This window comes from Borrelia sp. RT5S (genome assembly GCF_021165755.1).
Taxonomy (GTDB): Bacteria; Spirochaetota; Spirochaetia; order Borreliales; family Borreliaceae; genus Borrelia.
Window position 1 is genome coordinate 764571 of sequence record NZ_CP088936.1, and the last position, 13433, is coordinate 778003.

Genomic DNA, 13433 nt, shown 5'->3' on the forward strand with positions numbered 1-13433 from the left:
GGGGTTTGTGGAAAGTAACATTGATATATTGAAAAACCTTGAAGGCATCTATAAGACTAGGTTTGAACTTGAGGAGAGACAAAAAAGTATTCCTAAATATTTGCAAGTTAAGAAATCTCAAATTGATGAGCTTATTGAGGTGCTTGATGGGTTACAGGTTAAGTTTAAAGAGTGTCAAAAAGAAGATTCTTCTTTGAAATTGGGTATTCAAGACATTAATGTGAGAAAAACTAAAGCAGAAGAAAAAATAGATAGTATTAAAACGCAAAGAGAATACGAGGCTCTTGAGAAAGAGTTGCAGACTATTATTGATGATGAAGTTGCTATTAGGAAGAAAATGACACATATTACTGGCCTTAAGACAAGGGTGGATAGAGAAATAACAGAATTAAAGGGTAAGCTTGAGGGGGAGCAGAGTATTTATGCTGCTGAGAGTGCTGAGCTTGAGGATGAGCTTTTAGGTATTAAACAAAAGCTTCTTGATATTACAAATGAGGAGGGGAAATATGCTTTTCGTATGGATGAGGATTTTTTGTTTAAATTTCAGAGGATTATTAGAAATAAATCCAATGGAGTTGTGCCTTTGGTTGAAAATGTTTGTAAGGGGTGTAATATGATACTTCCTGTTGAGTTCGCAAATAAGGTAAGACGTGAGCCTGATGAGGTTAAGTTTTGCCCTTATTGTAGTAGAATACTTTATTATCAGGAAGGATTTGAAGTTGGTTTAGGAATGATTCCTGGGAGTTTGGCGGATCTTGTTGAATAAGAATTTAGCATTAAGTTAATATCCAGTCATCGCTTAATTTACTTTGAAGTATTTTAGGAGGAAAGTCCGAGCTCCGATAAGAGCGTAATGCTAGGTAATGCCTAGGGGTCCTAGACTTAAGAAAGTGTCACAGAAAATTACCGCCTTAGGGTAAGGGTGAAAAGGTGAGGTAAGAGCTCACCGCTTATTTAGTGATAAATAAGGTCAAGACAAACCTCATTAGGAGCAAAATCAAGTATGCAAGTTTTTCTTGCTCTTGGGAACTTGCGGGTGGATTGCATGATTTTTCCAGTGATGGAAAGACAAGATAGATGATGACGTAATACAGAACTCGGCTTATGGGTATTAACTTAATTTTTATAGAGGGTTTTATGGGTATAAGGTACATAAGGCATGCTTTTTACTTGTTTGTTGTTCTGTTGCTTTTTTTCTTTATTTTTCATGTTCTGTCTTATTTTAAGGCGTTTTCCAATTCTTATTTAAAAGCCGGGCCTACTGAAGTAAATTTGCTTGTTCTTTGGGAGAATAAAGAATATAAGGAAATAATAGATTACGCTGAGAGTGGCCTTAAGACAAACAAATTTGATTTTAATTTAAATTTACTCCTTGGATTCTCTTATTTTTATTACTCCTTAATGCTGAACGACAGTTCTTTGAAAACCCATTTTTTGGATAATTCAATAGAACGACTAAGGTTTTTAATGGCAATCAACGATGATATCCCTATGAGTTCGCTTTATTATATTTTAGGTAAAGCTTATTCTCATAAGGGGGAGTACTACAGTGACCTCTCTGTTAAGTATTTAAATAAAGCCCTACATTCGAATAATTTTGATTTTATGAGTATAAAGGAAGATATTTTTGAATATTTGGGATATTCCTATCAACTATTAAGGGACTATAAATCCAGTTTAACTTTTTTCATGAAAGCTTATAGGGAAAATAAGTCAGATCTTGTTCTTTGGAGTTTAGCGTATATTAATTATAAGGTAGGGGATATTGATAGGAGTATTGAATATATAAATAAGTTTATAGAAGAAGAAAATGAATCATTTAGTAGTTCAAAGAGCGATGATAATTTAATGCAGAAGGTGTATTTACTATATGGAGATATATATCTAGATCAGGGTGATTATGGGTATGCCTTTAGTTGTTATGATAAAGTCTTGAAAATTAATAGTTTAAATCCTAATGTTTATGTTAGAATAGGAGACATATATAGAAAGAGAGATAAAGATTACCCTAAGGCCCGAAAATACTGGAGAGAGGCGTTAAGCATTAATCCTTATTTAGAGGAAGCAAGGGAAAGGCTTGGGATTAGCTTAGAAGATTTTTAGGGGGCTTGATTTGAATTTATTTAAGTCTTTTTTGATAGACATTGGCATTGATCTTGGTACGTGTAACACTTTGGTCTACATCAAGGATTATGGTGTGGTTATGAGTGAGCCTTCAGTTGTAGCTATTGATGTTACTAAGGGAAATAGGGTCGTTGCTGTTGGGCGAAATGCGAAGAAGATGCTTTGGAAAACTCCAGAGAATATTAAAGCGGTGAGGCCTCTTCGAGATGGTGTTATTGCCGACATTGAAAATACAGAAAAAATGATCAAGTATTTCATAAATTATATTTTCTCTCGGAAAAAATTGTTTTTCAAGCCTAGAATGGTGATAGGCGTTCCTACTTGCATTACTGAGGTTGAAAGGAGAGCTGTTAAGGAAAGTGCGATGAATGCTGGTGCTCGTGAGGTTAAGGTTATTGAGGAATCTTTGGCTGCTGCAATTGGGTCTGATATTCCTATTTTTGAACCAACAGGTCATATGGTATGTGATATTGGGGGGGGAACCACTGAGATATCTGTTATTTCCCTTGGTGGTATGGTTGTAAGTAGGGCTATTAGAACTGGTGGGGATGAGTTTGACGAGAGTATAATAAAGTATATGAGAAATGCTCATAACATCATTATTGGGCAGCAGACGGCAGAAAGGTTAAAGATTAAGATAGGCAATGTTTATCCAGATACGCACAATTTGAAGGTTGAGACAATAGACATTAAGGGAACAGATGCTGTTACGGGACTTCCCAGGAAGCAAATTGTTGATTCCATGGAAGTAAGGGAATCTTTAAGGGAGCCTATTAGTACTGTTGTTGACGAGGTTAAGAGGACGCTTGGAGCTACTCCTCCAGAGCTTGCTACAGACATTGTTGAACGTGGGATTATATTAACAGGAGGTGGGGCCCTTCTTAAGGGACTTAATAGACTTTTATCGAAAGAAACAGGGGTTCCGGTTTATGTTGCAGATAACCCTCTTCTTTCTGTAGCTGTTGGGGCTGGCTTATTTTATGATTATGCTAATAGGATAGATATTAGTAAGAATATATATAGTTTTATTAATGAATAAATTATGAAGTTTCTTGTTAGGTTCAAGAATTTTATTAAGATACTGAGCATATTAATAATTGCCGTTCTTCTTATGGTGTATGATTCGGGGGGGTATAGGAATAAGAAGGAGGATGATTTTTTTGTTTTTACTCTAAACTCGTATGTTCAGGACAGCATGCACGGGTTTTTTAGCTTTATTGCTAGTGCTTTTAAGGCAATAAATGAGTATAAGGATTACGGTGAGAAAATAGATGAATATAGGAAGAGAATACAGCAGCTTGAGATAGTTACTCAAAACGTACAGATGTTAAGACAGGAAAATTCTAGGCTTAAGGAACAGCTTGGGTTTTATTCATCGAATTCTAGTGAATTTATTTCAGCTGAAATAATTTATTTAAATTATTCAAATATTTCCTCTTTAATGGCGATTAACAAGGGCTATAATGACGGTGTCCAAAAAGATATGGTGGCTGTTGCTTATCAAGATGGATTTAGTGGTTTGGTTGGGAAGGTTGTTAAGGTGTATGCACATACTGCTAGGGTTTTGCCCTTGACTAGTTATGAAAATTTTGTTTCTGCAAGAATTCAGAATAGCAAGTTTATTGGTCTTGTAGAAGGCAAGGGGCATGGAGAGTCTCTTGAGATGAATTATGTTAGTAGATTGGCTGAGAATGATTTAAAGGTAGGGGATGCTGTAGTTACTGCGGGGTTTAGTGATGATCCTGGGGGGATTTATATAGGCAGGATTGTCAATTTCAATATTCTTGAATACAATTCGCTTTTAAGTATTAAAATAGAACCTGTGGTAGTCCTGGACAAATTGGAGTACGTTTTCTTGGTTAAAGGAGGAGGGGGGAGGGTACAAGATTGATATCTTTTATTTTGTACTACACCATTAGCGTATTTTTGGGTCAAGTTTTTCAGTATTATTTTGCGATTAATTTTTCTTTTTCTATAGATATATTTTTAATAATTTTAATTTTTAATTCTCTGAATTTTATTTTTAACGTTGGTCTAATCTCGGGTGTATTGCATGGATTTATTATGGATTATTTTACTGGATTACCGCTTGGGTTTTTTGTCTTTAGTTATGTTTTAGTATTTTATGTCCTTGGAAAGATGAAGCTTTTAGTTCCTAAAAGCATGCTTAGCATGACACTGTTTTTTGTTTTTGCGAAATTCATGATTTGGTTTGTTGCAATGGCTTTGTCAGATTTTGTGGATCTTAAGGGATTTAATTATGAGATATTTAATCTTAATCTTGTTGTAAATATAGTATTTATAAATTTTCTGTACCCGATTTTAAGTTATTTTACTCGAAATCTTTATGCTTTCAGGGAGGAATATTAAGTGAGGGTTATCTTGAAAGAAAGATATAGGTTTGGACTATTGTTTGTATCTTTAGTGCTTTTTATGTATCTTTTTACTTTATTTAAGATGCAAATTGGGAAGCACTTATTTTACGATAGAGAAGCAATAGTACTTTTATCTAGAGTTGAAAAAATCAACGCTTCAAGAGGTGAGATTTTGGATTCAAATTTAAATGTTATTGCAAATAACCTTACGGCATTTGTTTTAAAAATTAGCTTGGAGCAATATTATGAAATGCCTCTGGAAGATAGAGAGGAGATGTTAAATTTTTTAGCAAGGACTTTAAAGGTAGATCGGAAATTTATTCTTGCTAAGATTGAAGCTCCTAGGGGGTATCTTAAAGATGTGGAGATAGTTGAACTTAGTCCAGAAATATTGTTTAGGATATCTGAGAAAAGGAATTATTATCCTGCTCTTTTATGGTCATACTCTTTTAAAAGGAATTATTTAGTGGATGATTCCTATTCTCATCCTATTGGGTATGTTGGTAGGATTAACCAAAGGGAGCTTCGTTCATTTTATAATGTTAAAGGATATGATAATAATTCTACAATAGGAAAATCGGGTATTGAGCAAATTTACGATAGCTATATTAGAGGGAAGGAAGGTTTAATTAAATACAGGGTAGATTCCAAGGAGAGGAAGATAGATAATGGTTCCACTATAGAGAATATGACTCCTGGGAGTAATATCGTTTTAAATATTATTCAGGATATCCAAATGCTTGCCAAAAATACTTTAGGAGAGAGGTATGGGACTGTGGTGGTAATAAAGCCTTCAACAGGAGGTGTATTGGCTCTTCACAATTATCCTTATTATTCAATGAAAGATGTTTATAATAAACATTCTAGGGAAGATTATTCTTTTCTAAATAGGGCAGTTCAATCAGTCTACCCTCCGGCCTCTATTTTCAAATTGGTCATGGCTACTGCTTTATTGGAAGAAAAAGTTTTAGATAAAGACAGAAGGATACATTGTCCGGGATATTTTAAGGTGGGTAATAGGATTTTTCATTGCTGGCAGCGTGGTGGGCATGGTTATGTCAACTTAGAAGAGGCTATAGCGCATTCATGTAATGTTTATTTTTATACATTGGGGCTTAAATATCTTGGAGCCGAAAAGATTTTTAAGTATGCAAGAGAATATGGATTTGGAGAGAAAACAGGTATTGATTTGCCAAATGAGGTATCGGGGCTCTTGCCAAGCCCAAAGTGGAAGGAAAAAATTTTTAAACAGCCTTGGGTGGGTGGGGATACTGTAAATTTTTCAATAGGACAAGGATTTTTAAATGCCACTCCTATTCAGGTTGCTAATATGATAGCTATGATTTCAAATGAAGGTGTTGTGTACAAACCAAGAGTTGTTAACAAAATTTTGGATGGAAATACTAATGAGATTATTCTTGAGAATTCTCCAGAGATTCTCAGAAAGACTAATCTTATTAGTAAGAGCACTTTTAAGCTTTTAAAAAAATATATGAGAAGTGTTATAACTTATGGAACTGCAAGAAATTCAGTTCTTACTAAGGTAGTGGAAGTTGGAGGGAAGACGGGGACGGGGCAGACTGGTGTTGTTGGTTTTGATAATAGTTCTTTTGTAGGACTTGCTCCTTATAATGGTAATTCGGGAGAGCAAGTTATTGTTTTTAGTTTGGTTGAGGGAAGGAGCAATGCTGATATGTGGCCTGCTAAAGCTGTGGATTTAATCATGCAGGGTATTTTTGCTAAGCAAAGTTATGATGATATCCTTAAAGGATACAGACCATGGTACATTAGGTAGATTGAAGTGGCGGTTTTTAGGAAAGGGTATGATTTTTGGGTATTAATTAGTTTGGCTATTATATCTTTTGTTGGGATTTTGCTTATATATTCTAGTGATTATGCTTCTAATGGTTCTTTGGTTAAAATTGAGTATTTTAAGCAAGCCATGTGGGTTCTTATTGGCTTTTTTTTAATTTTTATAATGGGAAGGTATGATCTTAAGATTATACAGAGGATGGTTTATCCTTTATATTTTTTATTGGTAGTTTCTTTAATTTTTACTGCTCTTTTTGGTGTTACTGTTAACGGGGCAAGATCTTGGATTGGGATTTGGAAGTTGGGGGGGCAGCCTTCAGAGTTTGGTAAAATTGCTAGTATTTTGGCTCTTGCTAAATTTTACAGTGGTAGGAGAGATGATAGTAGCATTTTTGTTTTTATTTTCGCTTTTATTTTGGTTTTGCCTGTTATTGTGCTTGTATTTTTACAGCCTGATTTTGGGACGGCTGTTGTTTATTTGAGCATATTTGTGTTTATTTCCTTTTTTGCTGGTGTGGATGTGCACTACATTTTGTATTTCACTTTAGTAGGCTTTCTTTCATTTCTCTTCGTAGTGATGCCTGTTTGGTATGAATACAAGGCAGATATGGGAAACATAGTATATTTAATTTTTTCAAATAATTTTTATTTTCACATAGCTTCTTTGGTTTTAATGCTGGTACTTTTGTCTTCTGTTATAGGGTTTTTTATTTCAAAGTACAATCTAAACATTAGGCTTGCTTATCTTTATATTATGTTTGTAAGTTCAATTTTACTAATTTCTGCTTTTGCGTCTAGGTTTCTCTCTAAAATGATGAAACCCTACCAAATTAAGAGATTTTTAGTCTTCTTGGATCCAAATATTGATCTTAAGGGAGCCGGCTGGAATTTAAATCAGGTAAAGATTGCCATTGGTTCTGGTGGTGTTTTTGGTAAGGGATTTTTAAAGGGGCCCTATACGCACGCGAATTATGTACCATCTCAAAGCACAGATTTTATTTTTTCAATTCTTGCTGAGGAGTTTGGATTTTTGGGAGTTGGTGCAGTTTTAATATTGTTTTTCTTTATTTTTTTCAAGATTTTAATAATAATGAATAAGAGCAGGGATAGGTATATGTCTTTGGTTTTATCAGGTGTGTTGGGTCTTTTATTTTTCCATACGTCTTTTAATGTTGGGATGTGTTTGGGTCTATTGCCAATTACAGGAATACCTTTGCCTTTCCTATCTTACGGGGGTTCCTCTAGTATTACCTTCTTTTTGGCTATGGCTTTTTATTTTAATATTGAGTCTATAGTGACCGTAGATTAAATGCTTTATTGGTGTCTGTTTTTTTAGTAAGTTTTTTTGTATATTTTATTTGGGGTTTTTGTGCTTTTTTTGATATTGGAAGGGTAGGCTTTAAAAGGTGTTTTTATGGGTAAAGAGTTAGACAGAGATGGTATTTTGTATAAAAAAAGGCATTCAGTTGCTCATGTTATGGCAGAAGCAGTGCTTGATCTATTTCCAAGTACTAAGATTGCAATAGGTCCCCCAATTAAAGATGGATTTTATTATGATTTTGAGTTTGAAACTCATATTACAGAAAATGTTCTTTTGTTAATAGAGAACAAGATGCGAGATATTTTAAAGACGGGTAGTCCTTTTGTAAAGGAGGTAATTACTAAAGAGCATGCTTTGGACTTGTTTAAAGAGCAGCCCTACAAAATAGATTTAATCAATAACTTTGGCCTTGAAGAGGAGATCTCGATATATAGGAGTCATAATTTCATTGATCTTTGCAAGGGACCTCATGTTGATGATATGCGTAAAATTGACCCAAAAGCTTTTAAGTTGACCAGTATTGCCGGTGCTTATTGGCGTGGTAATGAAAAAAATAAAATGCTTACTCGCATCTACGGAACTTTGTGGAATAATGAGAGAGAGCTTAAGGCATATCTTAACTTAAGAGAAGAGATAAAAAGAAGGGATCACAGGAAACTTGGGCGAGAGCTTAATTTATTTTCCATTCATGAAGAGATAGGGCCAGGACTTATATTTTTTCACCCTAATGGTGCTAGAATAAGGGCTTTGGTAGAAGATTTTTGGAGAGAAGAACATTTTAAAAATGGGTATGATATTCTTTTTACACCTCATGTGGGTAAATCTTGGCTTTGGGAAACATCTGGACACCTAGATTTTTATAAGGAGAGCATGTTTGAGAAAATTGAGATGGATAAGAGTAGTTATTATGTTAAGCCTATGAATTGTCCGTTTCATATTGCGATTTATAATGAGGGGAAGCATTCTTATAAGGATTTACCTTTCAGATGGGCTGAGCTTGGCACAGTGTATCGCTATGAGAAAATAGGTGCGCTTCATGGTTCTATGCGTGTTAGAGGATTTACGCAAGATGATGCGCACATCATATGTACCTATGAGCAAGTTAAGTCAGAGGTTAAGGAAGTTTTAAGATTTGCACTTTATATGTGGGATAAATTTGGGTTTACAAACTTAAAAGCGTATCTTTCTACAAGGCCGGATAAATCTGTAGGAAGTGGTGAAGACTGGGATATGGCTGTAAGAGTATTAGAGGAAGCTTTAATTGATTTTAATATTTCTTACGATGTTGATGATGGCGGTGGAGCCTTTTATGGCCCTAAGATTGATCTTAAAATAATAGATTCTCTTGAAAGAGAATGGCAGATGAGTACAATTCAATTTGATTTTAATTTACCTGAAAGATTTAAAATGACTTATACTACGGAAGAAGGTAAGGATAAGAGACCTTTTATGATTCATCGTGCTCTTCTTGGTTCTATTGAAAGATTTTTTGGAATTTTGGTTGAACATTACGGAGGAGCGTTCCCTGTATGGCTTGCGCCTCTTCAAGTTGTCATTATTCCTGTGAATAATATTGTAGAGCAATATGCACTAAAAATTTTATCCTTATTTAAAGAGGGAGGTATTAGGATAAAGCTTGATAATAATTGTAATACAAGAATGAATGCGAAGATTAGAGGATATCAGGCTAAAAAAGTTCCTTATATGTTTATAATAGGAGAGAGAGAGTTAGAGACAGATAGGGTTTCTATTAGAACTAGAACTAATGAGCAGATTGATGGGCTCGGACTTGAAGAAGCTTTTGAATTTGTGAAATTAAAAATAAAGCATAAGGAGATTTTATAAATTGAGGTATGCGGGAATAATTAGTCCAAACAAAGTGACTTTTTTTAGGATTATATTGTCTTTCGGTATATTGCTTATATTCTTCCTTGAAAATTTTTGGAATCCTTATCTGTTTTTAATCTCGATTTGGTTTTTAATTATTTTAAATGAATTAACAGATGTTGTCGATGGGTATGTTGCTAGAAAATATGGTTTGGTTAGCAATATAGGAAAAGTTTTAGATCCTTATGCAGATGTTCTGCAACACCTGACATATTTCGTTTTTTTCTTCTATAAGGGTATTACTCCGTATTATTTTTTTGTGGTATTTGTGTACCGTGAGATTTCCGTCGGTTTTATTCGAAATTTAATTATTCAATTTAACATAGTTCAACAGGCTAAAATTTCGGGTAAGTTAAAATCATTATTTTATGCTGTTGCAACATTTGCCAGTCTTTTTCTTTATAGTTTGGATAAATTGAAAATTACTATGCTGTTTGAGAAATATGTAGGGTCTGTTTTAAACGTAAATTTTAATTTTTCTTTTATCATCGGAATAATATATGCTATATCTACCTTTTTAGTTATTGTATCTTTTATCGATTATTTATTGGTGTTTTTGGAACTTAAAAAGTATGAAACTTAAAGTATTATTGGTTTTGTTATTAATTGTTACTTATTCTCACGCTCAAGAGAAGCAGATATTAACGGAGATAACTCCTTTAAGTATTTCAAGTAAGAGCGGGAAGGGAAGCGTTTATCTAAGAGTTAGTAAGTCTTCTAATTACATCTTGACTTTTGATAGTTCCTTAAAGTTAGATTTTGTTTATATGGTTTATGACGTTGTAAAGAAGAAATATATAACAGATAAGATAAAAAAGAGAGATGTTAGAATTAAATTAGATAAGGATGTTCTTTATGCTGTAATTTATATTGCATCTGAGAATGCAAACATTAATTTTGCGCTTACGGACCTAGATCTGTCGATAATAAGCGATAATTCTTTAAGAGCTAAGCTTTCCCATATAAAAACACAAGATAAGACTTTTCTATTAAGGGAATTGCCAGTCTTTGGGCTGGACTTGGAGATTAAAAAATATATTTTAAGAATATATAAAAACAATATTTACATTGCTTATCAGATTAAAACAGGCGATGACAACATTAAAGTGTCTGCATTTATTGAAAATATTGGTTGGTTTGATATAACATCTGCCGTTAATGAGAATATTACTGGTGTTTCATGTTTTGATTTTGCAATCAATTCCAGAGGTGAGTTGTATGTTGCCTTTACTACTAGGGAAACAGATAATTTTTCTAGGGAACTTATAGTTAAAAAATTTAATAGCAGAAAGTGGATTGATATTAGTCCTAAATTTAGAGAGAGTATCGGGTCTTTGGTAAATATTAGTATTGACAGAAGAGACAATTTGTATTTGGTTTATTTGAAGGAAATTGGGGAAGAATATAAAATAAATTGTGTTGCAAATAAAGGATACGGGCGCATTTGGAGCGGTGTTGGAGGTTCTTATGTTTTTAAAGGAAGTGCTAATGTTGACGTTTCAAACATTGGCATCATTTCTGAGCCTTTCTTGGGGATTTTTTATAATTATCAAATAGATGGTTATATGAAGTCTGAGTTTGTTATTAATAAGGGAAAGACTTGGACTAATACAAATGCTCAGTCTGCTATTATGGCAAATTCTGTAAAGATTCTTTCCAATTCTCAGTCTGACCAGGTTGTTTTAAGTTATGTAACAAAGGGCAGGCCTATTATTAGTATATCTGCCTTGGAATGGGATAAGTGGCATAATATAAGTCCAAATATTGAAGCTGAGGGCGACATAAGAAGCGACATTATAGAGTATAGAAATAATTTGTTCCTAGTTTATGAAGAAGGTAATGATGTTAGACTTATTTATCTTGACAATAATGATTGGTATTTTGTGAATGAATCTGAGGTTTTTCAGAAAGCTGCTCTTAAACCTCAAATCAAACAGTACGGGAGAGAAGGATTTATAATGTCGTATTTGAGTTCCGATTCTAAGACCTTACATTTCAAATTAATTACTTAGTAGTTCAAAATATGATTTTTTTTCAATATTGGTTTTTAACTGCAAATCTTCCATTATTTCATAGATTTCTGTTTTGGCCAGTGCTAATTCGCTTTTGTCTTTAATGATTTTTTCCACTTCTAGAAAGAATCCAAGATTTTCGATTTCATTTATTTCTATGGTTAAGTCTTCCTTTCTGTAAATCAAACTTTTTTTGTTTTTTTTATATAAAAGTTTGAATTTCATTTCTTCTAGAAGTAGTATGAAAGCATTTGCATTATCTATTCCAAATTCAATTTCTTTATTGATTTCTATATCGCTATCTAATAGTTTGTTCTTAAATGTTACAATGTCCGTTGAGGAGTTAAACTTTCTTATTCTAATTGTTTGTTTTGTGTTGCAATAATACACATCTTCTTTGAGTTCTTCTCTTATGAATTTGAATTTTCGATTGGCTAGTTTTAAGATCTTTTTAATTTCCCCTTTTGGAATGAAGGCTTTGGATTCGATTTCTAACATGTATTAAAAATAATAAAATTGTGATAGTATTTCAATGTTTGCAGTGAAATACAAGTATCTTTTTGTGTCTTTGTTGTTTTATGTTAAGATTTGGGTTTAGTGATAGGTTTTTTCTTTTCAGTTATTTTATCTTGGTTATCTTCTTCGGGTTTATCTTGTTGTCTTTTCCTATTTCTTGGAAGGGCGAAGAAAAACTGAAATACATAGATGCTTTGTTTACATCTGTGTCCGCTGTTAGTATTACAGGACTTACTACTGTTAAGATAGAAAATTTTTCTACTTTTGGGTTTGTGGTTATAATGTTGTTGATCCAATTTGGTGGTCTTGGATTTATCACTATTACTACCTTTTATTTACTCATCCCTAAGCGTAAGTTGAAAATGACAGATGCCAGGATTATTAAACAATATTCTCTTTCAAATATTGAATATAATCCCATTAAAATTTTGAAAAGTATACTTCTTGTAACTTTTTTAATTGAACTGATTGGACTAATATTGGTAGTAGTTTGTTTTAAATTTCGAGGTGTCAAGGTATCCTTGTTTGAGGTTTTGTTTACTGTGATTTCAGCCTTTTGCAACGCGGGGTTTTCCATGCATTCTGAGAGCATTTATGCATGGCGGGATGTGCCTGAAGCAGTAGTTGTTATTGCCATTTTGATTATTTGTGGGGGTCTTGGATTCATGGTGTATCGTGATGTTACCAACACTATTAGAGACAAGAAAAAGCTGTCTCTTCATGCTAAGGTTGTCTTTAGTTTTAGTTTCTTTTTGATTGTTTTTGGAGCGGTTGTGTTTTTTTTGTCTGAAATTCGTAAACTCAATGAAGGTTATTCGCTTGGAACTTTAATATTAAATTCAATATTCTATTCAATAAGTACACGAACGGCAGGGTTTAATTATCTTGAAAATTCCGTTATTACAAGCAGGACTCAGATGATTACTTTGCCCTTCATGTTTATTGGAGGTGCGCCTGGATCAACTGCCGGTGGGATTAAGATAACCACGTTTTTTTTAATTATTCTTGCTGTAATAAAGAACCAAGATGGTAATGGTTATATTATAGGATCTTATAAAGTATCAATTGATAGCATAAGGTTTGCTCTTTTATTTTTTGCAAGAGCTATTTTTATTCTGTGTTTTTCATTTTTCATGCTTCTTGCTGCTGAGGGTGGGGGTAATTGGAAAGTGATTGACTTGGGGTATGAAGTTTTTTCTGCTTTTGGTACTGTTGGCCTTTCGGTAGGTGTTACTCAAAAATTGTCATACCTGGGTAAAATAATTATAATCTTTACTATGTTTGCGGGTAGAATAGGCCTTTTTTCGATGGCGATTTTTGTTTCACGGAGATCCCGTTTTGAAGAATTTACAAGACCAAGACAAGATATTTTGGTAGGTTAGATAA

At 33.4% G+C, this 13433-nt stretch carries 12 protein-coding genes and 1 other RNA gene; 12 read left to right on the top strand and 1 reads right to left on the bottom strand.

All coding sequences use genetic code 11. The features are described 5' to 3' along the window. Positions 1-7 precede the first annotated feature (7 nt). The 11 genes from LSO06_RS03690 to LSO06_RS03740 all read left to right on the top strand — a co-directional run bounded on the left by LSO06_RS03690 (position 8) and on the right by LSO06_RS03740 (position 11531). Positions 8-766 carry a zinc ribbon domain-containing protein gene (locus tag LSO06_RS03690; protein WP_231760699.1) on the top strand — a complete coding sequence of 253 codons (759 nt, stop codon included), beginning with the start codon at positions 8-10 and terminating at the stop codon, positions 764-766. 13 nt (positions 767-779) lie between these two features. Continuing rightward, positions 780-1121, top strand: an RNA gene (gene rnpB, locus LSO06_RS03695) — RNase P RNA component class A. Between the two features lie 16 nt (positions 1122-1137). Continuing rightward, positions 1138-2103, top strand: a complete 966-nt coding sequence (locus LSO06_RS03700) for a tetratricopeptide repeat protein (RefSeq protein ID WP_231760700.1) — start codon at positions 1138-1140, stop codon at positions 2101-2103. A gap of 10 nt (positions 2104-2113) precedes the next feature. Continuing rightward, entirely contained in the window at positions 2114-3163 is a 1050-nt protein-coding gene (locus LSO06_RS03705; protein WP_231760701.1) for a rod shape-determining protein, read from the top strand. 3 nt (positions 3164-3166) lie between these two features. Further along, positions 3167-4015, top strand: a complete 849-nt coding sequence (gene mreC, locus LSO06_RS03710) for a rod shape-determining protein MreC (protein ID WP_231760702.1) — start codon at positions 3167-3169, stop codon at positions 4013-4015. Further along, complete coding sequence (locus LSO06_RS03715) at positions 4012-4494, top strand: rod shape-determining protein MreD (RefSeq protein WP_231760703.1); 483 nt, start codon at positions 4012-4014, stop codon at positions 4492-4494. Before mreC ends, LSO06_RS03715 begins: the two co-directional genes overlap by 4 nt. After that, positions 4495-6294: a penicillin-binding protein 2 gene (gene mrdA / locus LSO06_RS03720; protein ID WP_255673279.1), complete on the top strand. Its 1800-nt coding sequence runs from the start codon at positions 4495-4497 to the stop codon at positions 6292-6294. A 6-nt stretch (positions 6295-6300) separates the two neighbouring features. Continuing rightward, positions 6301-7620, top strand: coding sequence for a rod shape-determining protein RodA (gene rodA / locus LSO06_RS03725; protein WP_231760704.1), 1320 nt, complete (start codon positions 6301-6303; stop codon positions 7618-7620). A 105-nt stretch (positions 7621-7725) separates the two neighbouring features. Beyond that, on the top strand, positions 7726-9477 hold the full coding sequence (gene thrS, locus LSO06_RS03730) for a threonine--tRNA ligase (protein ID WP_231760705.1): 1752 nt from the start codon (positions 7726-7728) through the stop codon (positions 9475-9477). 1 nt (position 9478) lies between these two features. Then, positions 9479-10102 (top strand): CDP-diacylglycerol--glycerol-3-phosphate 3-phosphatidyltransferase, encoded by a 624-nt coding sequence (gene pgsA, locus LSO06_RS03735; RefSeq protein ID WP_231760706.1) that lies wholly within the window; start codon positions 9479-9481, stop codon positions 10100-10102. Continuing rightward, on the top strand, positions 10092-11531 hold the full coding sequence (locus LSO06_RS03740) for a hypothetical protein (RefSeq protein ID WP_231760707.1): 1440 nt from the start codon (positions 10092-10094) through the stop codon (positions 11529-11531). The genes pgsA and LSO06_RS03740 overlap by 11 nt, the downstream gene beginning before the upstream one ends. Here the strand turns inward: LSO06_RS03740 and cyaB are convergent. Then, positions 11520-12029, bottom strand: a complete 510-nt coding sequence (cyaB, locus tag LSO06_RS03745; RefSeq protein WP_231760708.1) for a class IV adenylate cyclase — start codon at positions 12027-12029, stop codon at positions 11520-11522. The genes LSO06_RS03740 and cyaB overlap by 12 nt on opposite strands. Before the next feature lie 80 nt (positions 12030-12109). Between cyaB and LSO06_RS03750 the strand changes: the two genes are divergently transcribed. Then, on the top strand, positions 12110-13429 hold the full coding sequence (locus tag LSO06_RS03750) for a TrkH family potassium uptake protein (protein WP_231760709.1): 1320 nt from the start codon (positions 12110-12112) through the stop codon (positions 13427-13429). Positions 13430-13433: the final 4 nt, after the last annotated feature.

Coding starts and splice junctions, on each gene's coding strand:
- thrS (WP_231760705.1), top strand. CDS start 7,726: ATGGGTAAAGAGTTAGACAGAGATGGTATTTTGTATAAAAAAAGGCAT.
- mreC (WP_231760702.1), top strand. CDS start 3,167: ATGAAGTTTCTTGTTAGGTTCAAGAATTTTATTAAGATACTGAGCATA.
- LSO06_RS03740 (WP_231760707.1), top strand. CDS start 10,092: ATGAAACTTAAAGTATTATTGGTTTTGTTATTAATTGTTACTTATTCT.
- cyaB (WP_231760708.1), bottom strand. CDS start 12,029: ATGTTAGAAATCGAATCCAAAGCCTTCATTCCAAAAGGGGAAATTAAA.
- LSO06_RS03750 (WP_231760709.1), top strand. CDS start 12,110: ATGTTAAGATTTGGGTTTAGTGATAGGTTTTTTCTTTTCAGTTATTTT.
- LSO06_RS03700 (WP_231760700.1), top strand. CDS start 1,138: ATGGGTATAAGGTACATAAGGCATGCTTTTTACTTGTTTGTTGTTCTG.